This window comes from Leisingera sp. S2M4, assembly GCF_055398055.1.
In genome coordinates this window covers 800965-823429 of the sequence record NZ_AP040861.1, presented here as the reverse complement: position 1 = coordinate 823429, position 22465 = coordinate 800965, and the positions used below count along the sequence as shown (strand labels likewise).

The window sequence follows — 22465 nt, the reverse complement described above, 5'->3', positions numbered from 1 at the left end:
GTTTGCGTGGTGTCGTCTAATTCGCGCCGAAAGGTCGCGTGTCACGAGGAGGTTGGTTTGGACAGGCTGAAGTCAATTTTCGAATTGCGTAATATGCTCTACGAGATGGAGCAGGATATCGGTCTGGAAAAGCTCAGCCGCGTGGAGCGAGACGTTTTGCTGGCGGCCCACGCCTTGACGGGCAAGCCGGGCACAGCCGTTCAATCCGATCAGATCCGCAGCCACAGGCTGGTGCGGGGCGTGACACAGGCGACCTTCTACCGGACCTTGAAGTCCCTTCTGGAAATGGGGCTGTTGGAGCGCGCAGGCGACAGCAAGGCGCGTCATTACGTCGTGCGGTTCTCGGCTGGCGGCGATGTCGCGCGGTAGTTTCCTGCTGCCGAGGCGGGCCTGTTCCGCCCTTCGGGATGGGTCCTGAGGGGCCGCTTTATCAACCACTCCGCATTTGCGGCGTTCGCGCGAGACTTGGCGACAGACGTCGCGAGAAAGTCACTGTCGGTCCACTTTCGGCGGAAAACCGCCATTGCGTGTGTTCGGGGGGCTGGCTAGTGCTTAGGTATGCGTCATCTCCTGACAGTCTTCTCCGGCGGTCTAAGCCATGCCATCATTGCCGCGGCCTATATTGTTTGCCACGGGTTGACCGCCATGGTGGTGACGCCGGTGCAGAACATGTTCCTGCCAGAAATCACCATTTTCGCCAGTCTCGCCTATCTGCCGCATGGGGTGCGTGTGCTCGCGATCTGGTTGTTCGGGTGGCGCGCTTGTCTGCCGCTTGCGGTGGGAACATTGGTGGCCGACGCGATGTTCACCTCCGCCAACATACGTGAGATGCTGGAGCCGTTGCTGCTCAAATCCGTTGCCGTCGGAGTGCTGTCCTCGCTTGCGGCCTTCGAGCTGCTCCGGTTGAGTGGTCGTAACTTTTATTCCGGTCAGGCGCGCCGCATGTCTTGGGCTGGGGTTCTGACGGTCGGGGCGCTGGCGTCGTTGCTGAACTCACTCGGACAATCGATGGTTTTTTCCGGTGTCATCTTCCCCGACGACCAATTGACCGTTCTGACTGTCTATGCGGTCGGCGACATGATTGGGCTCATGCTCTGTATGTTCGGATTGATGCTGATCTTCCGCTGGATGCGCTTGCGGCAGGAGACGTTGCGGCATCGCGATCGCTGAAGGCTGCCTGCTGGGTCAGGCGGCCATCAGCCGCGCGACATCCAGCATGCGCGCCGAAAATCCCCACTCATTGTCATACCAGCCGAATACCCGCAGCTGACGGTCGCCTGCCATCCGCGTTTCCGGCCCTGCGATCACCAGGGATTCCGGTCTTGCACGCAGGTCGGAGGAAACCAGCGGCATGTCGGTCCAGCCCAGCACCGCAGAGGCCGCGGCGGCTTCGTGGAGCTGCTCGACGGTGATCGGTGCCTTCAACTGCGCGACAAGGTCGACGGCGGACACGCTGGCGGTTGGCACCCGCACGGCGGCCCCGCTGATACGTCCTTTCAGATGCGGCAGTACCTCGTCGATCAGATGCATCGCCGAGGTCGTGGTCGGCACCATCGACTGTGCGCCGCCACGAGAGCGCGCAAAATCCCCCCGGGGCGCGTCGACCATGGGCTGCGAGTTGGTATAGCAGTGGATCGTCGTCATATGCGCGGTATCGATGCCGCTGATCTGGTCCAGCAGCTTCACCAGGGGGGTCAGCGCATTGGTGGTGCAGGATGCGTTGGACACGATCCGCGCCTCGCCGAGCGTCTCTTCGTTGGCGCCGAGCACAACGGTCGTTTCCGCCGCCGGGGAGGGGCCGGAGATCAGCACTTTACCCGCCCCCGCTTTCAGTCCGCGTTCGGCGACGTCCGATGTTCTTGCAATGCCTGTGCATTCCAGCACGAGGTCGACGCCGCTCAGATCCACTTCGGTCAGATCCGCGGCGTGGCTTACGGGGATTGAGTGGCCCATCACGTGGAGCGCCTTGTTGCCGTGTTCGACCGGCGCGGCGAATGGGCCGAAGGTGCTGTCGTATTGAAACAGGTAGGCGCACATGTCCAACGGCGCGATGTCGTTGATGCGCACCACCTCGATGTCATCTCCGCGCGATGTGGTCAGAATCTGGCGCAGGATGGCGCGGCCAATGCGGCCGAATCCGTTGATTGCAAGTTTCATGCGCAATCTATGGCAGGCGCGCCGGTGCCGCTCAATCCGGTGTGGCAGGAAAATGGTCACATTTTCCAAGAGGATGTTTCTGCGAATCTCAACGGATCGGCTGAACCGGCAAAGACGGGGTTATTTGCGGCAAATGAGCTGCCCGTAATAGGTGCCGGAGATCGAGCGCAGCAAACTGTCGAGGTTCACGCTGCACCCGGTTGCCGCCCGCATGGCGCGCACCGCCTGTCGCGCGCTCAGCACCGCCGGTGGGCGAAAGGGCTGATGCTCGAGGTTCATTCGCGTGGCGCTGACATGACGCGGACGGTCGTCCGCCCAAGCCACCAGCCAGGTGCGCCCCAGAACCTCGACTTGGGTACCGACCTGCTCTGCCACTGCCGAGGCCGGGGCCAGGGTAGAGCAGAAACCCGCGGCCAAAATCATCTGCTTCATCATGGAAAGGCTCCTGCGGTAACTCATCGATGATGAGCCTAGCAGGACGCCATCAGGTTGCATAGCGACGTGCAGGAGAGGGGATGGCGAGCCGGGCGAGGGGGCTACGCCGGGATGTGGACGATACTTCTGGCGTTACAGGTGATCTACCGCTTCTGCCTGACGCAGCTCCGCCGCGCAGAGTTGCAGGCCGCGCAGCAGCCGTTCGGTGTCTGCCTCGGGATTCTGTCCCCGTGGCGCGGAGCTGCCGACCACGATCGGGGTGCGGTCGGGGCGCGACACGGGCACCGCGTAACCGATGATCCCGGCCTCGAATTCGCTGTCGGTAACGCAGTAGCCCTGCTCGCGTGCCGTCTCCACCCGTTGCAGGATTGCATCCGCACAGGTGAGCGACTGGCTGGTGTGGCCGGGAATATCGGTGGCTGCCAATGTGGCTGCGGCTTCTTCAGCGGAAAGACCGGCCAGCAGCATGCGCCCGAGACTGGTATGGGCCAATGGAATGTGCGACCCGGCCGTAAACCCGTAGGTGATATGACCGTGATCGACGGTCGATTGCGCCAGCACCAGAACGCGACCCTGGTCCAGCATCGCCAGGGTAACCTCGACCTCCATCTGTCGCGCGTGGCGGTTCAGAACCGGCTGCACCCGCCGTCCGAATTGATTGGCCTGCAGGAAGCCACCCGCAAGCGCCAGCACGCGGGGGGTCAGGGACAGCATCCGCCCATCCTGGCGCAGGTACCCCGCCTGCACCAGGGTCAGGGCTCCGCGCCGGGCAGTGGCCCGGTCCTGTCCACTGCGCCGGGCGATTTCGGCAAGGGTCATGCTGGGGGTTTGGGCGTCGAAAACCGCCAGAACCGCCAGGCCCTTGGCAAAGCTCGAAGAAATATTCCTGTCCTGATCTATCACTGCCATTCGTCGTTCGGGCCTGCTTTTGTTCGTAATTGGCCTGGCCGGTCGCCAGTGCTCGTCATGTTGTGCGAATGTTCAGCACCATGTGCGTTGGGCGCACGCTGTCAAGGCGTAAATCGCGACGCTGCTTTGCCTTTGCGCTGTCGGAATGGACAATTGCGGCCGTACAACTGGACGTCCGGCCCGTTTTTGCTACAGTCTGCCGCTGCTTGGGTCCGCATCGGACGCACCTCGGGTCAGACCGAACCGGGCAGATTTGCAGTTGAGACAAAAGACCACGAGGCGGCCGATGGCGCATGACTTCACTTCCGGCAAACTGGCGCGACTGGGGCTGTTCGACGAAGAGACCTGCCGACAGGCGAGGGAAGTTGCGGCGCGGGTGCAAGCCGACGGGGTCGAGACCGTGCGAGTGCTCTTTGCCGATCAGCACGGCATCCTGCGTGGCAAGACGGTCATGGCCGATGGCATCGACAGCTTGTTCCAGCGCGGCATCAATGTGCCTGCAACGCTCTTGCTGAAGGACACGTCACACCGCGCCGCCTTTGCGGTCTGGGAGGAAGACAGCGGGCTGAGCGGGCCAATGCAGGGTGCGGGGGACGTGCTGTTGGTGCCGCGCCCCGAAACCTATCGGGTGCTGCCCTGGTCGGGGCATTCGGCCTGGATTTTCTGCGACCCGGTCTATCAGGATGGCAGCCCGATCGCCTTTGCCTCCGGCGCGGTGCTGCAACGCGCTGTGGACCGTCTGGCGGCACAGGGCATGTCCGTTACCTTCGGGTTGGAGGTGGAGTTTCATATCTTTGAGCTGGCGGATCGTGCCGACCGCCATGCAGAGGCGACCCATCCCGGCGCTCCGGTTCAGACCCGCAACCTGACCCAAGGCTACCAGTATCTCACAGAAACCCGCTACGGCGAGGTCGAGCGCGTTCTGGACCTGCTGCGGCGCAATGCCCAGAAACTCGGCCTGCCCGTGCGCTCGGTCGAAATCGAAATGGGGCCGAGCCAGGTGGAGTTCACCTTTGCCCCGGATGGCGCAATGGCCCAGGCCGATGCCATGGTGATGCTGCGCACCATGGCCAAGGAGGTCTGCGCCAGAGAGGGGTTGCATGCCAGTTTCATGGCCAAGCCGCGCCTGCACAATTCCATGGCCAATGGCTGGCACGTGCACCAGTCGCTGCACGACTTGGCGACGGGGCGCAATCTGTTCGTGCCCGAGGCCCCCGGCATGCTCAGCCCTCATGCCAGCGGATGGATGGCCGGGTTGCTGAAATACGCTTCGGAAACGTCCCTCCTGGTGGCGCCCACGGTCAACAGCTACAAGCGCTATCTGCCGTATCAACTGGCCCCCAATCGGATCAGCTGGGGGGTGGACAACCGCGGCGCGATGCTGCGTGCGCTGATGGCACCGGGAGAGGCGGACAGCCGGGTTGAAAACCGCGCCCCTGACAGTTCGGCCAACCCTTATTACGCGCTAACCGCCCAAATCATCGCCGGCGCCGCAGGACTCGCCGAAAGCCTTGAGGCGCCGCGTCCCACAACCTCGCCCTATTGCGAGGATGCCGCGCGGATGCCACGGTCGCTGGGGCAGGCCTTGAGCGGGTTCAAGCAGTCGAAACTGTGCCGTGATGCGCTGGGCAAGGAGGTGACGGCCTACCTTCTGCAACTGAAGAAGTTCGAATGGGAACGCTACCTCGATACCGTCAGCGAATGGGAGCAGGCCGAGTATTTCAACCTGTTCTGACGGTGGCGAGCGCCATCCTCCAACCTGTGCTCGCGGATTTCCCCGCTTGATCGCTGGCGCGGCCCGTTGCTAGCGTGTACCAGCGCCCGCATTGGGGCTGGCGATTCCGGCTCGCGGCATCTTTCTGGTGCTCACGGACGTCCAATTCGGCAGCCGCATACAGATGAACCCCGGCTCTTCCAAGGGAAACCAAGATCATGAAATACACCGAAGAACACGAATGGCTGCTGCCCGAAGACGATCTGATCACCGTTGGCATCACCGCGCACGCCGCTGAACAGCTGGGCGAGGTGGTCTATGTCGAGCTGCCCGAACCCGGCACCGAGGTCTCCAAGGACGACGAGATCGTGGTGATTGAATCGGTCAAGGCCGCTTCCGACATTCTGGCGCCGCTGGATGGGGAAATCGTCGAGGTGAACGAGGCTCTGGCGGATGATCCCGGCAAGGTGAACGACGATCCTGAGGGCAGTGCCTGGTTCTTCAAGATCAAGGCGTCCGACCTATCGCCGATGGATGATTACATGGACGAGGCCGCGTACAAGTCGTTTATCGGCTGATCGGTCTCGCCCTCAGGGTCCGCCGCAACCGATGCGACGGGCCCATACTTTGATCTTCTCCAGTTGCTGGGGCGCGGATCAGTCCAGCCGCCGCACCAGGATCTGGTTGCCTTCTCCGCGCTTGGTCTCAAACAGCTTCAACGAGGCAATAAGCTCGCTCAGCTTGCGTTTGCCGTAACTGCGGGTGTCGAAATCCGGTGCCGCGGTGGTGATGAACTGGCCGATCTGCCCCAATGTGAACCATTCGTCATCCTGGTCGATGGCGTCCATCGCGCGGATCACCAGCTTGGTGGGATCCGGCAGCTCGGCCGGGGGATCGGCACTCTCGTCTTCCTTGCGCGGCTTCGGCTTTGCCTTGGCGGGTTCCTGCAGCAGGTTCTCGACATAGATGAAGCGCTTGCACGCGCGGACAAAGGCGGCCGGGGTCTTGCGCATACCCATGCCGTACACGTCCAGACCTTGTTCGCGAATTCGGCTGGCCAGCCGGGTGAAATCGCTGTCCGAAGAGATCAGCACAAAGCCGTCGAACCGCCCGGAATGCAGAATGTCCATTGCGTCGATCACCAGCGCGATGTCCGAAGCGTTCTTGCCGGTGGTGTTGGCGAACTGCTGATGAGGCACAATCGCCAGGGCCGCCAGTTTTTCCTTGTTCCAGCCCTGCGGGCTACCGCCGGCGAAATCGCCGTATATGCGGCGGATGCTGGCCTCGCCGAAGGAGGCGATTTCCTCGAACATCGCTTCGGCATATTTGGCCGAGATATTGTCGGCATCAATCAGGACGGCCAGAAGTGGGGGTTTTTCGGGTTTTGCCATTTCCGCGTATGCCTTTTGTGAAAGAGGTTGGGCAGGGGGCCGGGGCGGCCCTCTGGCACATCGGGGTATCGGTCAGGTCTGGAATGCAGTATGTGCGGCCCTTTGCGGGATGCAAGGGGCGTTCAGCCAAATGGGTCTTCGGGGTAGCCGACCCGGGCGAGGTACAGCCCGTGGCCGGGGCAGACCGGACCGCAGGCCGCGCGGTCGCAGGCCTCCAGCGCGGCTTTCACATCTGTCGGCTCCCAGGCGCCCGCACCCACGCGTTCCAATGTGCCGACAAAGCTGCGGACCTGATTGTGCAGAAAACTGCGGGCGCGCACGTGGAAATGGATCTCCGGGCCGGAGAACCCCTGCACCCGTTCAACCCTCAGCTCGTCCAGCGTCTTGACGGGACTTGCCGCCTGGCAGATCGAAGAGCGGAAGGTTGTAAAATCGTGGTTTCCGACCAGGTAGTTGGCGGCTTCCTGCATTGCCTCGACATCGAGGTCGTGGTTCAGCTGCCAGACTTGCCCGGCCTCATGGGTGGCGGGGGCGCGGCGGATCAGGATGCGGAACAGATACTGGCGCTCAATGGCCGAGAACCGCGCATGCCAGTCGTCATCGACTCGTGCGCAGTCCACGATAGCGACCGGATCGGGTTTCAGATGGTAATTCAGCGCCTCCGACAGGCGGAACGGGTCCCATTCCCGAACGAGGTCGCAATGTGCAACCTGTCCCAGCCCATGTACGCCGGTATCGGTGCGTCCTGCCGCGGCGATGGTATGCTCGCCCGGCTGAAGCCGCGACAGCGCAGCCTCGATCGCGCCCTGCACCGAAGGCTGATCCTTCTGCCTTTGCCAACCGGCAAAAGGCTTCCCATTGTATTCGACTTTCAGAGCAAAACGCGGCATGGCCGGGCAAGTAGCAATGCCACAGCGCCGGGGCAAGTGTTCTATGCGCACTGGTAAGCGTCTGTCGTCCCGCCTATCTAGGGAAATGGACAAGAGAAGAGCAGGAACAGTGTCTTGGTGATAACCTCCCTTGCAGACGGGGTGATCAGTGGTGTCGAAAGCGTCACCAGCGGTGTGTCCGCGGCGCTGTTTGATCGGCCTCTGCGGCTGGGGGTGACCGGGCTGGCGCGCTCTGGCAAGACGGTTTTTATCACCTCGCTGGTGGCCAATCTGCTGGACCGTGGCCGGATGCTGCAGCTGGCCGCCGCCCGCGAGGGCCGGATCGAGGCCGCGTTCCTGCAACCCCAGCCTGACGATACGGTGCCGCGCTTCGACTATGAAAACCACCTTGCAGCGCTGACCGGGCCGACACCGCATTGGCCCGACAGCACACGGGCGGTGTCCGAGCTGCGTCTCAGTCTTCGGGTGCGTCCGGCTGGCCTGCTGGCCGGGTTGCCGGGGCCGCGGACCTTGCATCTCGATATCGTCGATTATCCGGGGGAGTGGCTGCTGGACCTCGGGCTGCTGGACAAATCCTTTGCCGATTGGTCCGCGGAAGTGCTGGCGCGTATCGCAAACCGCCCGCAGGCTCAGGATTACCTGGCCGCGCAGGGGGCCGCCGATCCCGCCGCCGCCCATGACGAGCCGCAGGCGCAGGCACTGGCGGCCGCTTTCACCGGTTATTTGCACGCAGCCCGCGCCGATGGGTTTTATGACTGCACGCCGGGGCGTTTCCTGCTGCCCGGCGATCTCGCGGGCTCGCCGGTGCTGACCTTTGCTCCCTTGAGATCCGTGGAAGCACCGTCCCGGGGCAGCCTTTGGCGCGAGATGGAGCGGCGATATGAGGCCTACAAGGCCAAGGTGGTAAAGCCCTTCTTTCGCGACCATTTTGCCCGCATCGACCGGCAGGTGGTGCTGGTGGATGCGCTCTCGGCGATCAGCTCGGGTCCCCAGGCGGTCGAGGATCTGCGCCACGCGATGGTTGATATCCTCAGTGCGTTCAAGCCGGGTCGCAACCATTTCCTGACCCGTCTGTTGGGCGGCAAACGGGTGGAAAAGATCCTGTTCGCGGCCACAAAGGCCGATCATCTGCACCATAGCCAGCATGACAGGATGACCGCCATTATCGAGGCGTTGACGCGCGAGGCGCAAGATCGCGCCCGCTTTGCCGGCGCCGAGACAGCGGCGCTGGCCCTGGCCGCCCTGCGCACCACCACCGAGGAAATGCGCCATCACGACGGTGGCGAACTGCCTTGCGTGCGCGGTACGCTGCTGGACAGCGGCAGGCAGGTGGCCTGCTACCCCGGCGCGCTGCCCGAAGATCCGGCGCAGCTGCTGGTGCCTGCCCAACAGGGCGCGACCCGCTGGTTGGAGGGGGACTATCAGGCGATGCGTTTTGCCCCTGCGCCGCTGACACTGAAACATGGCAGCGGTCCGCCGCATATCCGGATGGACCGCGCCGCGGAATTTCTGATCGGAGATGCCTTGTGACCTTTTGCTTGCGGTCGGCAACCCCGCTGGATGCCGGGCAGACCGGCTGGATCCTGCATCGGTTCGCCGCGGTGACCCCCTGGATGCCCGCCTTGCACTCCGAGGCTGAGGCCATCTCCTTTTGCGGTGAGATGATCGACCGTGGCTGGGTCACGGTGGCGAGACGCGGGCGGCACGTGGATGGCTTCCTAGCACGTGACGGGCAGCAGGTTCATGCGCTTTACGTGGCCCCCGAGGCCTGCGGTCAGGGGATCGGCAAGGCGCTTCTGGATGCCGCCAAGGTGGGACAGCCACGCTTGCAGTTGCAGACGTTTCAGGCCAATGACGGCGCCCGTCGTTTTTACCGGCGGGAAGGTTTCGCCGAAACCGCTCGCAGTGATGGTGCCCACAATGATGAGGGCCTACCGGACATCACCTTTGAATGGCGCGCGCAGTACAAGGCGGCAGCATGAGCAAGAAGCCGGTTTTGATCGATCTTGAAGACACCTCGGACACGCCTTCGGTGGCCGAGGCACCGCCGGTTCCGGAGAGCGCGGCGGCTCCCGGTGCGTCCCCGGCGGCGATGGAGCAGGCCGCGAGAATCGCGGCGCGCAAGTCTTCCCGGCTGGCGCGTTGGTTCTGGGGGCTGCTTGTCGCGGTGGTCGGCGCCATGGTTTCGGTCGCCACCTGGGATTTCGCCACGGCCTTGATCGATCGCTTGCCCGTGCTGGGATGGGCCGTCACCGCAGGGCTGGTTGTGCTGGCAGTGCTCGCGCTGGGTCTTGGCCTGCGCGAGTTGGCCGCGCTGTCACGGCTGCGCCGGGTGGATGCCCTCCGCCAGGCGGCAGCCGAATGTCACGACCTCGAGACGGCGCGGGCATTTGCCCGGCGTATGGAAGGCTTCTTCAAAGGACGAAGTGATCTGGCCTGGCAGCGGGCACGATTTTCAGAGCGGTGTGAAGAGGTGATGGATCCCGATGCCCTGCTGTTGCAGATAGAGACCGATCTGTTGGCGCCGCTGGATGCGCTGGCCCTGCGCGAAGTCGAGGCCGCCGCGCGTCAGGTCGCCACTGTAACGGCATTGGTCCCCATCGCGCTTGCGGATGTGCTGACGGCGCTGGTGTCATCTTTGCGGATGATCCGCCGGGTTGCCGCGATCTATGGCGGGCGGCCGGGGCTTGTCAGCAGCTGGCGGCTGACACGAACGGTGCTGGCGCATCTTGCCGCCACTGGCGCAGTTGCGGCCGGCGATGACCTGCTTGAGCCGATTCTGGGCGGCTCTGTCCTGTCCAAAGTGTCGCGTCGTTTCGGCGAAGGTCTGGTCAACGGGGCGCTGTCGGCGCGGGTCGGTCTGGCGGCAATGGAAGTGTGCCGTCCAATGCCGTTCTCCCAGACCCGGCGCCCCAGTACCCGCAAGGTGGTGCAGCGGGCGCTGACCGGGCTGTTCTCGAAGGAAAAATAACCTGCGGTCAGGGGCATGCGCGGCGGGGGCATGGTCGAAGCGGCCGCGCGGCCAGTGTCAGAACCCAGTGTCAGAACAGTTTCGGCGGCTGATCCTTGGGCTGACGCATGGCAACGACCCCGGTGCGAAAGCCTTCGCCTATGCGATCTGCCAGCGCCCCCCACTGCCGGGCGGTCCGCTCGGGGAGTTCCGTCTGCAGCACATCGTGAAACAGCTCCAGCCAGAGCGGAAAATGCTCCGCCTTCACATCCTCGCGGCTGACATGCACCCGCATCGGATTGCCGCTGTAACTGCGCTCGCGCAGGATGGCATTGCGCCAGAAGCCTGCGATCTTTTCCTCATGTTCCGGCCAGTCCTGCACGTGGGCGGCGAACACCGGGCCAAGAACGGGATGCCGCCGCACGCGGGCATAAAAGACGGCGACCACGTGGCTAATCTGTTCGGCCGTGATGTCAAAGCGCGCCAGCGGAGGCTGGGCTTGGGTGTCGGTCATGGTCACTCTGCGATGCTGGATCTTTTGGGGCTAGATAGCGACAGCAGCCGCGCGGCGGAAGGGGGCGGGCGCTTGTGCCGCATCTGACCGCTTTACCCGGTCCGCGGCGCAGCCTATAAGGCACCTCATGTCCCATATCGCGGCCATCATTATTCGAATTATATTCCCGGCGCTCTGACACGATTGAGCCGCCGGGCAAAGGCGCTTGAGCCATCGCGCCGAACCGAATATCCCGAACACCGACCTGATTAGCCAAAGGACGCCCCCGATGTGCGCCGACACGCCCCAGACGCCTGACTACAAAGATACCCTGAACCTGCCGAAAACCGACTTCCCGATGCGGGCAGGCCTGCCCAAGCGCGAGCCCGCCTGGCTGGAGCGCTGGGCGCAGATCGGTGTCTATGACAGCTTGCGCGCGAAAGCCGCCGCCGCCAAGGGGACCGATGCCGAACGCAAGCCCTTTACCCTGCACGACGGCCCTCCCTACGCGAATGGCCATCTGCACATCGGCCACGCACTGAACAAGACCATCAAGGACATGATCGTGCGCAGCCACCAGATGATGGGCTTTGACGCGCGTTACGTGCCCGGCTGGGACTGCCACGGCCTGCCGATCGAATGGAAGATCGAGGAGCAGTACCGCAAGAAGGGCAAGAACAAGGATGCGGTGCCGGTCGTTGAATTCCGTCAGGAATGCCGCAAGTTCGCCGAGGGGTGGATCGATGTCCAGCGCGAGGAATTCAAGCGTCTCGGCATCACCGGCAACTGGGACGATCCCTATATCACCATGGACTATCATGCCGAGGCGGTGATCGCGGATGAGTTCATGAAGTTCCTGATGAACGGCACCCTCTATCAGGGCTCGAAGCCCGTGATGTGGTCGCCGGTGGAGAAGACCGCCCTGGCTGAAGCCGAGGTCGAATATCACGACAAGGAAAGCTTCACCATCTGGGTCAAGTTCAAGGTGGCCGAGGCGGGTGGCTTTGTGGCTGCCGACGGCGAGGACGCGGACTTCGCGGGCGCCGATGCGGCGATCGTGGCGCAGGATCTGGAAGGCGCCTATGTGGTGATCTGGACCACCACCCCCTGGACCATCCCGTCAAACAAGGCGGTCGTCTACGGCGAGGACATCGACTACGGTCTCTACGAGGTGACCGGCACGCCGGAGGAATGCTGGGCCAAGGTGGGCGACCGCTTCCTGCTGGCGGACAAGCTGGCGGCGGATGTCTTCAAACGGGCCCGTCTCGGGGAAGATCAATACAAGCGCGTCCGCGGCGTGTCCGCCGACGAACTCTCCAGCCTGTCGCTGAAGCATCCGCTGGCTGGCGCCGAAGGCGCAAATGGTGAGTGGGACGACATCCGCGACTTCCGCGCGGCCCCCTTCGTCACCGACACCGAAGGCACCGGCTTCGTCCACTGCGCGCCCAGCCACGGGATGGAGGAGTTCGAGCTCTACCGCGACCTTGGCATGCTGGAGCAGATGATCACCTACAACGTCATGGACGACGGCGGCTTCCGGTCCGATCTGCCGTTCTTCGGCGGCAAGTACATCCTCAACCGCAAGGGCGGTGAAGGTGATGCCAACAAGGCGATCATCGACAAGCTGGCCGAGGTCGGCGGGCTGCTGGCGCGCGGCAAGATCAAGCACAGCTACCCGCATTCCTGGCGCTCCAAGGCGCCGATCATCTATCGCAACACGCCGCAGTGGTTCGCCTCGGTCGACCGCAAGCTGGACGATGGCATGGACGAGATGGGCAACAGCATCCGCGAACGCGCGCTGCGCTCGATCGACGAGCTGGTCAAATGGTGGCCGCAGACCGGGCGCAACCGGCTCTACTCGATGATCGAAAGCCGCCCCGACTGGGTGCTGTCGCGCCAGCGCGCCTGGGGGGTGCCGCTGACCTGCTTCACCAAGAAAGGCGCGCTGCCGACCGACGCGGACTTCCTGCTGCGCGACGCAGAGGTGAACAAGCGCATCGTCGCGGAGTTCGAGGAGCACGGAGCCGACGTCTGGTATGAAGATGGCTTCAAGGCCAAGGTTCTCGACGGCATCGTGAACCCTGATGACTACGATCAGGTCTTCGACGTGCTGGACGTGTGGTTTGATTCCGGTTCGACTCACGCCTTCGTTCTGCGTGACCGCGAGGATGGCACCGAGGACGGTATCGCCGACGTTTACATGGAAGGCACCGACCAGCACCGTGGTTGGTTCCACTCGTCCCTCTTGCAGGCCTGCGGCACCAAGGGCCGCGCGCCCTACCGCAACGTGGTGACCCACGGCTTTACGCTGGACGCCAAGGGCATGAAGATGTCCAAGTCGCTGGGCAACACCATCGTTCCAGAAGAGGTCGTCAAGCAGTATGGCGCCGATATCCTGCGTTTGTGGGTGGCCCAGACCGATTACACCGCCGACCAGCGCATTGGTCCGGAAATTCTGAAAGGCACCGCCGACAGCTACCGCCGCCTGCGCAACACAATGCGGTTCATGCTCGGCTCTCTCGGTGACTTCAGCGAGGACCAGCGGGTCGACCCGGCGGACATGCCGGAGCTGGAGCAATGGGTCCTGCATCGCCTCGCCGAGCTCGATCACAAGGTCCGCACCGGCTATCAGTCCTTCGATTTCCAGGGCGTGTTCTCGGCGGTGTTCAACTTTGCCACCGTGGACCTGTCGGCCTTCTACTTCGACATCCGCAAGGACGCGCTGTATTGCGACGGCGACACCCTGAATGCGCGGGCTGCGCGTACGGTGCTGGACATCCTGTTCCATCGCCTGACCACCTGGCTGGCGCCGATCCTGGTCTTTACCATGGAAGAGGTCTGGCTGGAAAAATACCCGGGCGAAGGCAGCTCCGTGCACCTTCAGGACATTCCCGAGACCCCGCATGACTGGCTGAACGAGCCGCTTGCCGCGAAATGGGCCAAGATCCGTCAGGCCCGCCGTGTGGTGACCGCCGCCCTCGAAGTGCAGCGCACCGACAAGGTGATCGGGGCGTCGCTGGAGGCCGCTCCGGTGGTTCACGTCCGCGATGCGGAGACCCGGGCCGCCCTGTCTTCGGTCAATTTCGCCGACATCTGCATCACCTCGGACATCTCGCTGACAGGCGATCCGGCCCCGGCCGAAGCCTTCCGCATGCCTGAGGTCGACGGCGTCTCTGTGGTCTTCGAGCGGGCCGAAGGTGACAAATGCCAGCGCTGCTGGAAGATTCTGCCGGATGTGGGCGCGCACAGCCACCCGGGCGTCTGCGGACGCTGCAACAGCGCGCTGGGATAACGTCTTCCCGATCTTGCTGATCAGACATGCTGCACCCGGCCGTCACGGTCGGGTGTTTTGCGTTATGCCCGGGTCCTTCGTTCGTCGGTGTTTCTTTTGCGCAACCTGTCGGTGAGTTTTCCCTCGGAACAATCATATGCGCTGCGCGGATATTGACCGATTTTCTTCGAGTGGTTAACAAATCGTTAACTTCACGCGAAGATTCCGAGCAGTACAGAACGCGACGTGGGGCAGAGGCGCAGGGCATGTTGAAACGATATTCGGAGACCCAACCGGTGGGCAGGTACGGCGATACCGCCCGCGCACGCCGGGTCAGTGTGCGGATAGACGGGGTGACGGCTCCGCGCCATATCCGGATCGGTCTGGTGCCCAACCGCGCTGGCGGTTCCGTGGTCGCCGCACCCCCGCCTGCCTGCGTGCCAACGGTGTCCTCTGCGGCCACCGGCGCGGCATCGCATGACGTTTCGCCAGCGGGATCGCCGGTCTTGCATCTGGTCGCCGGGATCACTCAGCTCGCGCTGCGCGGTGTGGCGGCTCTGATCTTTGGCATGGGCCGGATGTTCCGGCAGTTTTGGCGCGGAATGCGGGGCTGGACCGGACGCATCGGCAACCTGTCCCGCCTGTCCCTTGCCGCGGCAGTGCTGAGTGTTGCGATGGCGGCCTTGCTGCACGCCCAGTTCAGTCGTGTCCCGGCGATGCCGACAGCGGTGCATCCGGCCTCGCCGACCGGCGGCCAGGCGCTGCCGGGGACTGCCTATGCCGCGGCGGTCGCCGACACTGCCCGGCCTGCGACCTGGACGGCGGCTTCCGCGCCGCAGGGCCAGGTTCCCCTTGGTGCGGCTGCCGCCGCTGCTGCCACCCCGCTTGATGGCGATGCGCTGGTTGCGCGGATGACTGCCGGAACGCTTGCTGCCCTGCGCAGCAGCCCGTCTCAGCCGGGCCCGACGCTATCCGCGTCCACGCCCGGTGCCGACGAGGGCAGCGCGCTGTTTCGCATGGTGCGCACGGCCGCCGCGCAGGGGCAGTCCGAAGCCTACATTCACCAGCTCGTCAACGCAGCCTATCAGCAAAAGAAGGTCGCCGTTCCAGCCAGCTTGATCCGTGCCGACGGTGAGGTCGACACAGCCACCATCCTGGCTTTGTTTGTCGGCAACTGACCCCAAGCCCGACCAGATCAGCCCGCTCGTGGTCGCCATTGGCAAGGCCAACGCAGCAAACAATCACCAGCCGCCTCAGGCAGACCTCGGTCTGGGGATAGAAGTTCCGAGGGAATGATGAAGACCGTTTTCAGGGCTTTCGGGCTACTTCTGCTGGTGATTGTCGTCCAGCCCGCCAGCGCCGCGGCAGACACCTGCGGAGGTGTTTACACCGTGCAACCGGGGGACAACCTGTCCGGGATCGCCGATCGCATGTACCAGGATGCCGGCAAGTGGCGCGCGATCCACAACCGCAACATGACGTCGATCGGCCCCAGGCCGGAAGGTATCCGCGTTGGCATGCGGCTGTCGCTGCCCTGTCTCGATGGGCAGCCGCAAGGTCTGCCTCAGGGACCGGTGGCCGCAACGCCGAGTCCGGATTCGACGGGCGACAGCGAGGGCGACTCCAATGCTGCCGCGGGCGGCGCAATCAATCTGCTGACGGGCGATGACTTTGCCCCGTTCACCGCCAGAATGGCCCCCGGTGGTGGATTGCTGGCCGAAGTGGTGGGCGCCGCGATGGCGCAGGCTGCCCCGGCCGAGGGTTATGCCATCCATTGGGTCAACGACTGGTCGTCACATTTCGACCCCCTGCTGTCCAACGCCCTGCTGGACCTTGGCTTTCCCTGGTACAAGCCGGCGTGCGACACGATGCCGGACAGCTACCGCTGCCGAAACTTCTTCTTCTCGGAGCCGATGTTCGAGACCCTGATGCTACTCTTTGCCCCCAAGGACCGCCCATTCGAGTTTCGCCGGGACGAAGACATCGAAGGCAAGACGCTGTGTCGCCCTGCGGGCTACCTTACGTTCGATCTGGATCAGGGCGGTCGGCGCTGGGTGGCGGACAACAAGATAACGCTGCTGCGACCGCAGACGGTCCGGGAGTGTTTCGAGCTGGTCGCGGCAGGCCGCGCCGACGCGGTGGCCGTAAACGAGTTCACCGGCCGCAGCGTGATGCGTGAACATGGGTTCGAGGCGCGATTTTCCGAGATGCCGCATCCGCTTGCGGTGCTTGGTCTGCATGTGGTGGTGCACAAATCCCATCCCCGTGCGGCGGAGCTGCTGGACATGTTCGACACCGGCTTGCGCGGTATTCGCGACAGCGGCCGCTATCAGGCCATTCTCGATGACCATCTGACACGTTTCTGGCGGGGGCACTGATGCGAGACTGGATCACACGCATTTTCTGCCGCCTTGGTGCGGTCGCGACGCTATGCTGCCTTGCGCCCGCCGCTGCCTTCGCGATTTGCGATGTCGACTACGTGGCCCAGCCCGGTGACACGCTGTTTTCGATCGCGGAAACCCATTACGGCGACCGCGACCGCTGGACGCTGCTTTATGCGCACAACCAGTCCCGGCTTTCCGGGGCGGCGGTGCTGCCCGGGCGCAGGCTGTTCATCCCCTGCGCGCAAGAGGTTGCGGAAGCTGACGCCCCGGCAGTACCGCCGGAACAGGTGGAGCTGAAGCTGCTGACGGGGGACGGCTACGCGCCGTTCACGGACCGCAATCTGCCGGGGCAGGGCATGGTGACGGAATTGGTCAATGCCGCGCTGGATGTAACCCCCGCGCCCGTCAGCCGCTCGATCACATGGGAGGACGACTGGTCCAGGCATCTGTTCCCGCTGCTGGATTCCAAGGAATTCGACATGGGCTTTCCTTGGGTGAAGCCCGATTGTGAAGCCGAACCGCAAGACCCTGCCTGCACCAACTTTCACTTCTCGGACCCGGTCATGTCGCTGCCGATCATGCTGTTCGTCCGGGTCGGCAGCGACATGCGCCATGACAGCGACGCCGATGTGCTGGGCAAGACCCTATGTCGTCCGGCAGGGCTTTTTATCCATGATCTCAACCGGTCGGACCGGCGCTGGCTGGAGCGGGGCGTGGTTACCCTTGTGCGCCCCCAGACCGCAGAGGACTGCTTTCGGATGGTGCTGGCCGGGCAGGTGGACGCGGTGGCTGTCGACCTCTTCCTTGGTGCCAGCACGCTGGTGGGCGCCGGGCTGCGGGACAGCGTTGTACCGCTGGAAAAGCCGCTGTCAGAGGAAAGTCTGCATGTGGTGATCTCCAAGCACCATTGGCGCGGCACCACGCATCTCTACCGGGTCAACGCAGGCCTGGAGGCGCTGCGCCGCTCCGGTCGGTTCGAGGAAATCATGTCACGCCACCTGGAGCTGTTCTGGGCCCAGCTGCAATAAGGCGAGACCTGGATCAGATCACCTTGCGGGCTTCGAGGTAACGGGTCTCGGCTGCCAGTGCGCTGGCAGTCTTGGGGCCAGCCTGCATGCCGCTCATCAGGTCCTGGTAGTAGGCGCCCAGATCGAAGCCGTTCAGTTGCTTGAGACCCAGTGCTTCGCTGCGGGCGGCTTCGCGGGCCGGGCCGACGTGCTGCGGGGTCAGCGCCTGCGGGCGCTCTGCGCTCAGCGCTTCTTCCCGCGCCACATTGCGTGCCAGGCCTTGCGTCGCACCGCTTGTGCGGGTTGCATCCACCGACTGGTCAGCGGTGGTTGCAATTTCCAGCTGCGCACGGCGCGCTGCTTGAAGCTGTTTCAGACCCGGGTGGTAGCTGGAGGCGTTGGCGATTGCGGGAAGCATGTGGAAACCTTTTAATAACATTCGACGCTGTGTTGATATTCACTTTAGAATAATTTGAGCTAATGTGTGAAACTTCCGTTAGGTTTGGTTAACAGTGTGTTAACGTTGGCCGTGCGGTTGGGAGGGGCAGATGAACTCAGCCAGTCTGGACACGCCGGTTGGACCGCTCAGCGTGGCGGAGCAGGACGGTGTCATTGTTGGGTTGAGCTGGTCCTCGCAGACCAGCGGCCAGTCGCCGGTGTTGGACCGGGCACTGGCGCAGCTGCGGGCGTATTTCGCCGGAGAGCTGGTGGCTTTCGACTTGCCGCTGTGGGTCCGGGGATCCGATTTCCAGCGGGCTGTCTGCGCCTCGATGATGGAGATCCCGTGGGGCGAGACCCGAACCTACGGCGATATCGCCCGCGATTTGGGAACCGCGTCACAACCGGTCGGGGCAGCCTGCGGAAGCAACCCGATCCCAGTGATCATTCCCTGTCACCGCGTTCTTTCGGCCTCCGGCCTCGGCGGCTTCTCGGGGGCGGGCGGCGTGGAAACGAAGGTGTTCTTGTTGAAACACGAGCGGGCAGCGGGGCTGCTGATCTGACGCTCGCGGGACTTGTCCGACCCAAGGTGGCCAGAACAAGGACGACTGGACGCTGTCAGCCTTTGCTGTTCTGCACGGCGGCGTCCACGTGCGCGCGCTCAGGCACGATCTGCTGAACGATGCCAACGAACAGCAGGTAGACGGAGGTCACCACCAGTCCCCAGTGGGCCCAGCTGGCCGGGTGGAAGTCGACCCACGCGGCCCAACCGGCAAAGAATGTCCAGGCGAGGGCGATGGGAAGCGACAGGTTGCGCCAGCGTTGCGTGCGCACGGGGTGGATGAATTTGAGCGGCAGGAACATCGCGATGGCCAGCACCGTCACCAGAACGAGGCTGGTCCAGTGGTTCGGCTCAAGGGCAAAGATGACCAGCACCAGCATGTTCCAGCACCCGGGAAAGCCGGAGAAGGAATTGTCCTTGGTCTTCATCCGCGTATCGGCGAAATACATGGCGCTGCCGAAGGTGATGACGATGATCGCGACCCAGCCTGTCCAGCCGGCCATCAATCCGGACTGGAACAACGCGAAGGCGGGGATGAACACATAGGTCAGGTAGTCGATGATGAGGTCGAGCAGCACCCCGTCGAATTCCGGCGCGTAACGCTTGACGTTGTAATGCCGCGCCAGCGGTCCATCGACTCCGTCCACCGCAAAGGCTACCACCAGCCAGACGAACATCAGGCTCCACTTGCCTTCGGCTGCGGCCAGCATCGCCAACATGGCAAAAACGGCTCCGGTGGCTGTCAGCAGGTGTACGGTCAAGGCGCGGATCTGAGGTCTCATGACCCCGTGATGGCGAATTTGTCCCGGCGCCGCAAGCGTTCAGTGCAGCAACCTGCGGGATTCCCCACCCTGGCTGAATTGAATGCGCGACATCCTGCGACCATGCGGGGCAGGGTCCGCGATACCGGGGCGCGAGGCGGGATGACCAGCGGGCAGGTCGTTGATGCGGGAATAGGGGTGACTGCCGGGCGCGGGCGCTGGGGCAGAGGGGGCGCCATCGGCAAACAGGGCGGCAAAACCGGTCAGGGTCATTGCGAAATCCTTTCTGGATTGATTTGCGCCCATTTCGCCTGTCCGGTGTTAACAGCCCCTTTCAGCCCGCCCTCTATTTCGGTTGCATTTTAACGACCTGCCTGCGCGGGCGACGCCAGTTGCCGCAAAAACGGGTGGTCCTTTGCCTGCGCGGAGTCAGGCTTTCGGGTGCGTGCGCCTGTAGACATCCATGAGGTGCCGACTGTCCACCGCGGTATAGGTCTGGGTGGTCGACAGCGAGGCATGTCCCAGAAGTTCCTGGATCGCGCGCAAATCCCCGCCTGCCTCCAGCAGGTGGGTGGCAAAGCTGTGCCGCAGCGCGTGCGGCGTGGCGGTGGCGGGCAGGCCCAGCTGGGCGCGGGTGCGCGCCATCACGTCCTGAATCTGACGCGGGTTCAACGCCCCGCCACGGACCCCGCGAAAGAGCGGCGCATCGGCTTCGAGCGGGAAGGGGCACTGCGCGAGGTATCGGTCGACCGCGTCCCGTGCCGCCGGGAGCACCGGAACCACGCGTTCCTTGTTCCCCTTGCCGAGGATCCGCAGCACCGGTGGCAACGGCGCATCGGCCCCGGTCAGCCTCAGCGCTTCGGAGATCCGCAACCCGCAGCCGTAGAGAAGCGTGACCACCGCCACATCGCGCGCCGCGACCCAGGATTTCTGGGATTGCAGCTCGACGGTTTCCAGCACCGCCTTGGCGGCATCCGGTGCCAGCGGGCGGGGCAGTTTCTTCTGAAACTTCGGAGCTCGTGCGGACAGCACGGCCGAGGGCTCGAACCCTTCGCGTTGGGCCAGCCACCGGTAAAAGCTTTTGACGGCCGAAAGCTTGCGCGCCAGAGACCGCGCCCCGGTGCCGCTGCCACGTTCGGAGGCCATCCAGGCCCGCATGTCGGCAGTGGTGATGCGCGCCAGCGCTCCAAGCCCCTGCGGGCCGCCGCTGTGCTGTGTCATGAAGGCCAGAAAGCCGGTGACGTCACCGCGGTAGGCGGTGCAGGTATTGGCGGAGGCGCCTTCCAGTCCACCGAGCCGCTCAAGCCACTGTTGCAGGGCATCGCGGCACGCCGGGGAGATCATCGTCATGCCAGCCAGTAGCGCATCGAGCGTTCGAACACGCCACCAAAAAACGTCAGCAAATCGCTGGCCTGCATCGGGGAGAACTGCTGCGGGTCCGCCGAGCCCAGCACCAGCATGCCGGGCAAGCGACCTTCGCCGAGATCCAGCATCAGGCAGGCTTCTGACCGGATGGTTTCGGCCTTGGCCCCGTACACGCGGGGGCTGGCGCTTTCGGTCTGGCGCAGGGTGACCGGGCGATCGGTTGCGGGCTGTCCGGCATAGCTCTCGGTAAAGCCGGGACCGGCCAGTTTCAGCACGCCGGCCTTGCGCTCCACCTCGGCGCCGCTGCCCGGGCGGGAGGTCTCCAGCACCAGAGACAGCGCGTCAACGCGTAGGATCTCCGGCATGTCCTGCTCAAGACAGGTGAGAAAGCTCGCAAAGTCCTGTGGCTCCATCAGCCGGAGCACCGCACGGTGGATCAGGTTGGTGCCCGCCAGGTTGTCGTAGGCGGCGGCAATCACCGAACGGTGTGTATCCTCCAGCCGGTCGAGCCGTGCCGCCAGACGTTCCATCGCGATGCCGCGCAGGTCGACGACGTTGGACCCCATCGCGCGTTCGTTGGCGGCAACCAGCGCACTCATGAGGTGCTGGTCTTCCAGCACGGCGTCGGGTTTGGCGAGGATCGCCTCGCGCAGCTTGTCTTCCAATTCGGCTGATCGGTTTGAACTGCTCATGGGAACACTCTTGCGGCTCTGGACCTCTGACGGGTTTGGCCCGTGTATAACACGGCTTTTGCGCGATGCCGCCGAAAAATGCGGAACTCGGGGAATTTGCCGCGCAGGCAGGCTCCCGCCCGTCGTCGGGGCATCGCAATGCCCCACTCCCGTTGGGCCGGGCGCCGGGCCAGGCCCGGCGCTGCAGCGCATTCACGCAACCGGTTTCAAGGCACGGCAGCGATCCAGGTTTGGCCGGAGGGGGTACGCGGCGCGGAAAGAAGCGCAGACTGTTTGGCCAGCGGCCCAAGAAAAAAGGCGCCCCTATCCGGAGCGCCTTGATTGATCTGTTTCTGCCGGGGCGATCAGAGGATCTTGATCTCTGCCGCCTTGATGTCGGCCAGGAACGCATCCAGCCCCTTGTCGGTCAGCGGGTGGTTCACCATCGACTTGATCACGGCGGGCGGCGCGGTGATCACATCGGCGCCGATGCGGGCCGAATCCAGCACGTGGTTCACGGTGCGGATCGAGGCGGCCAGGATCTGGGTCTCGAAACCGTAGTTGTCATAGATGGTGCGGATGTCCTCGATCAGCTCCATGCCGTCGAGGTTGATGTCATCCAGGCGGCCGATGAAGGGCGAGATGAAGGTTGCGCCCACCTTGGCGGCCAGCAGCGCCTGGTTGGCGGAGAAGCACAGGGTCACGTTGACCATGTGGCCATCGTCGGTCAGCGTCTTGCAGGCCTTCAGACCATCCCAGGTCAGCGGCACCTTGACGGCGATGTTCTCGGCGATCTCGACCAGCTTGCGGCCTTCGGCGATCATCGTTTCGGCGTCGGTTGCGGTAACCTCGGCAGACACCGGACCGTCCACCAGGTTGCAGATCTCCTTGGTGACCTCGATGATGTCACGGCCGGATTTCTTGATCAGCGAGGGGTTGGTGGTCACGCCGTCCACCATGCCCAGATCGTTCAGCTCGGCAATGGCGTCGATCTCGGCGGTATCTACGAAGAATTTCATGGGGCAGTCCTTTGGATGGGTTGGCCTCGGTCGCTTCAGCCTTTACCT

The 22465-nt window shown here is 63.9% G+C and carries 24 protein-coding genes; 12 read left to right on the top strand and 12 right to left on the bottom strand.

Going from position 1 to position 22465, the window contains the following annotated elements; genetic code table 11:
• The first annotated feature begins 93 nt into the window (after positions 1-93).
• Positions 94-369, top strand: a complete 276-nt coding sequence (locus ACZ52D_RS04035) for a hypothetical protein (RefSeq protein WP_464442614.1) — start codon at positions 94-96, stop codon at positions 367-369.
• Between the two features lie 189 nt (positions 370-558).
• Positions 559-1170: a hypothetical protein gene (locus tag ACZ52D_RS04030; protein ID WP_464442613.1), complete on the top strand. Its 612-nt coding sequence runs from the start codon at positions 559-561 to the stop codon at positions 1168-1170.
• A 15-nt stretch (positions 1171-1185) separates the two neighbouring features.
• Here the strand turns inward: ACZ52D_RS04030 and ACZ52D_RS04025 are convergent, their stop codons facing one another.
• The 3 genes from ACZ52D_RS04025 to ACZ52D_RS04015 form a co-directional block, all read right to left on the bottom strand.
• Complete coding sequence (locus ACZ52D_RS04025) at positions 1186-2157, bottom strand: type I glyceraldehyde-3-phosphate dehydrogenase (protein ID WP_464442612.1); 972 nt, start codon at positions 2155-2157, stop codon at positions 1186-1188.
• A 120-nt stretch (positions 2158-2277) separates the two neighbouring features.
• Complete coding sequence (locus ACZ52D_RS04020) at positions 2278-2589, bottom strand: hypothetical protein (RefSeq protein ID WP_464442611.1); 312 nt, start codon at positions 2587-2589, stop codon at positions 2278-2280.
• Between the two features lie 135 nt (positions 2590-2724).
• Positions 2725-3501: an IclR family transcriptional regulator gene (locus ACZ52D_RS04015; RefSeq protein WP_464442610.1), complete on the bottom strand. Its 777-nt coding sequence runs from the start codon at positions 3499-3501 to the stop codon at positions 2725-2727.
• A 286-nt stretch (positions 3502-3787) separates the two neighbouring features.
• On the opposite strand from ACZ52D_RS04015, the gene ACZ52D_RS04010 reads away from it, so the two are divergent.
• Both ACZ52D_RS04010 and gcvH read left to right on the top strand, forming a co-directional pair.
• The gene (locus tag ACZ52D_RS04010) at positions 3788-5236 is read left to right on the top strand and encodes a glutamine synthetase family protein (RefSeq protein WP_417474424.1); all 1449 of its coding nucleotides are present in this window, start codon (positions 3788-3790) and stop codon (positions 5234-5236) included.
• 197 nt (positions 5237-5433) lie between these two features.
• Complete coding sequence (gene gcvH, locus ACZ52D_RS04005; protein WP_222455376.1) at positions 5434-5793, top strand: glycine cleavage system protein GcvH; 360 nt, start codon at positions 5434-5436, stop codon at positions 5791-5793.
• 78 nt (positions 5794-5871) lie between these two features.
• Here gcvH and ACZ52D_RS04000 read toward each other — a convergent pair whose 3' ends face one another.
• Positions 5872-6606 carry an NYN domain-containing protein gene (locus tag ACZ52D_RS04000; protein ID WP_369925942.1) on the bottom strand — a complete coding sequence of 245 codons (735 nt, stop codon included), beginning with the start codon at positions 6604-6606 and terminating at the stop codon, positions 5872-5874.
• Positions 6607-6728: 122 nt separating this feature from the next.
• The gene (gene truA / locus ACZ52D_RS03995; protein ID WP_464442609.1) at positions 6729-7496 is read right to left on the bottom strand and encodes a tRNA pseudouridine(38-40) synthase TruA; all 768 of its coding nucleotides are present in this window, start codon (positions 7494-7496) and stop codon (positions 6729-6731) included.
• A 114-nt stretch (positions 7497-7610) separates the two neighbouring features.
• Here truA and ACZ52D_RS03990 point away from each other — a divergent pair, with 114 nt between their 5' ends.
• Genes ACZ52D_RS03990 through ACZ52D_RS03980 form a run of 3 tightly spaced genes read left to right on the top strand, consistent with a single transcriptional unit; the run spans position 7611 to position 10467 of the window.
• Positions 7611-9026 carry a YcjX family GTP-binding protein gene (locus ACZ52D_RS03990; RefSeq protein ID WP_464442608.1) on the top strand — a complete coding sequence of 472 codons (1416 nt, stop codon included), beginning with the start codon at positions 7611-7613 and terminating at the stop codon, positions 9024-9026.
• Entirely contained in the window at positions 9023-9478 is a 456-nt protein-coding gene (locus ACZ52D_RS03985) for a GNAT family N-acetyltransferase (protein WP_464442607.1), read from the top strand. Before ACZ52D_RS03990 ends, ACZ52D_RS03985 begins: the two co-directional genes overlap by 4 nt.
• Positions 9475-10467, top strand: a complete 993-nt coding sequence (locus ACZ52D_RS03980; RefSeq protein ID WP_464442606.1) for a YcjF family protein — start codon at positions 9475-9477, stop codon at positions 10465-10467. Before ACZ52D_RS03985 ends, ACZ52D_RS03980 begins: the two co-directional genes overlap by 4 nt.
• 70 nt (positions 10468-10537) lie before the next feature.
• Here ACZ52D_RS03980 and ACZ52D_RS03975 read toward each other — a convergent pair whose 3' ends face one another.
• Positions 10538-10960, bottom strand: coding sequence for a group III truncated hemoglobin (locus ACZ52D_RS03975; protein WP_464442605.1), 423 nt, complete (start codon positions 10958-10960; stop codon positions 10538-10540).
• A gap of 268 nt (positions 10961-11228) precedes the next feature.
• Here ACZ52D_RS03975 and ileS point away from each other — a divergent pair, with 268 nt between their 5' ends.
• From ileS to ACZ52D_RS03955, 4 genes are all read left to right on the top strand, one after another.
• Positions 11229-14231: an isoleucine--tRNA ligase gene (gene ileS, locus ACZ52D_RS03970; protein ID WP_464442604.1), complete on the top strand. Its 3003-nt coding sequence runs from the start codon at positions 11229-11231 to the stop codon at positions 14229-14231.
• 245 nt (positions 14232-14476) lie between these two features.
• Complete coding sequence (locus tag ACZ52D_RS03965) at positions 14477-15388, top strand: hypothetical protein (protein WP_464442603.1); 912 nt, start codon at positions 14477-14479, stop codon at positions 15386-15388.
• A 117-nt stretch (positions 15389-15505) separates the two neighbouring features.
• Entirely contained in the window at positions 15506-16588 is a 1083-nt protein-coding gene (locus ACZ52D_RS03960) for a peptidoglycan-binding protein LysM (RefSeq protein WP_464443113.1), read from the top strand.
• Complete coding sequence (locus ACZ52D_RS03955; protein ID WP_464442602.1) at positions 16588-17622, top strand: ABC transporter substrate-binding protein; 1035 nt, start codon at positions 16588-16590, stop codon at positions 17620-17622. The genes ACZ52D_RS03960 and ACZ52D_RS03955 overlap by 1 nt, the downstream gene beginning before the upstream one ends.
• A 13-nt stretch (positions 17623-17635) precedes the next feature.
• Here the strand turns inward: ACZ52D_RS03955 and ACZ52D_RS03950 are convergent, their stop codons facing one another.
• Complete coding sequence (locus tag ACZ52D_RS03950; protein ID WP_417474311.1) at positions 17636-18019, bottom strand: hypothetical protein; 384 nt, start codon at positions 18017-18019, stop codon at positions 17636-17638.
• A gap of 130 nt (positions 18020-18149) precedes the next feature.
• On the opposite strand from ACZ52D_RS03950, the gene ACZ52D_RS03945 reads away from it, so the two are divergent.
• The gene (locus ACZ52D_RS03945) at positions 18150-18602 is read left to right on the top strand and encodes a methylated-DNA--[protein]-cysteine S-methyltransferase (RefSeq protein WP_222455364.1); all 453 of its coding nucleotides are present in this window, start codon (positions 18150-18152) and stop codon (positions 18600-18602) included.
• Between the two features lie 55 nt (positions 18603-18657).
• On the opposite strand, the gene ACZ52D_RS03940 is transcribed toward ACZ52D_RS03945, so the two are convergent.
• The 5 genes from ACZ52D_RS03940 to fsa form a co-directional block, all read right to left on the bottom strand.
• A complete protein-coding gene (locus ACZ52D_RS03940; protein WP_464442601.1) occupies positions 18658-19383 on the bottom strand; it encodes a CDP-alcohol phosphatidyltransferase family protein in 726 nt (241 codons plus the stop codon).
• Positions 19384-19422: 39 nt separating this feature from the next.
• Positions 19423-19635 (bottom strand): hypothetical protein, encoded by a 213-nt coding sequence (locus ACZ52D_RS03935; protein ID WP_222455362.1) that lies wholly within the window; start codon positions 19633-19635, stop codon positions 19423-19425.
• A gap of 156 nt (positions 19636-19791) precedes the next feature.
• The gene (locus tag ACZ52D_RS03930; protein WP_464442600.1) at positions 19792-20712 is read right to left on the bottom strand and encodes a tyrosine recombinase XerC; all 921 of its coding nucleotides are present in this window, start codon (positions 20710-20712) and stop codon (positions 19792-19794) included.
• Complete coding sequence (locus tag ACZ52D_RS03925; protein ID WP_369925968.1) at positions 20709-21419, bottom strand: DUF484 family protein; 711 nt, start codon at positions 21417-21419, stop codon at positions 20709-20711. Before ACZ52D_RS03925 ends, ACZ52D_RS03930 begins: the two co-directional genes overlap by 4 nt.
• 344 nt (positions 21420-21763) lie before the next feature.
• Entirely contained in the window at positions 21764-22417 is a 654-nt protein-coding gene (gene fsa, locus ACZ52D_RS03920) for a fructose-6-phosphate aldolase (RefSeq protein WP_464442599.1), read from the bottom strand.
• Between the last annotated feature and the right edge of the window lie 48 nt (positions 22418-22465).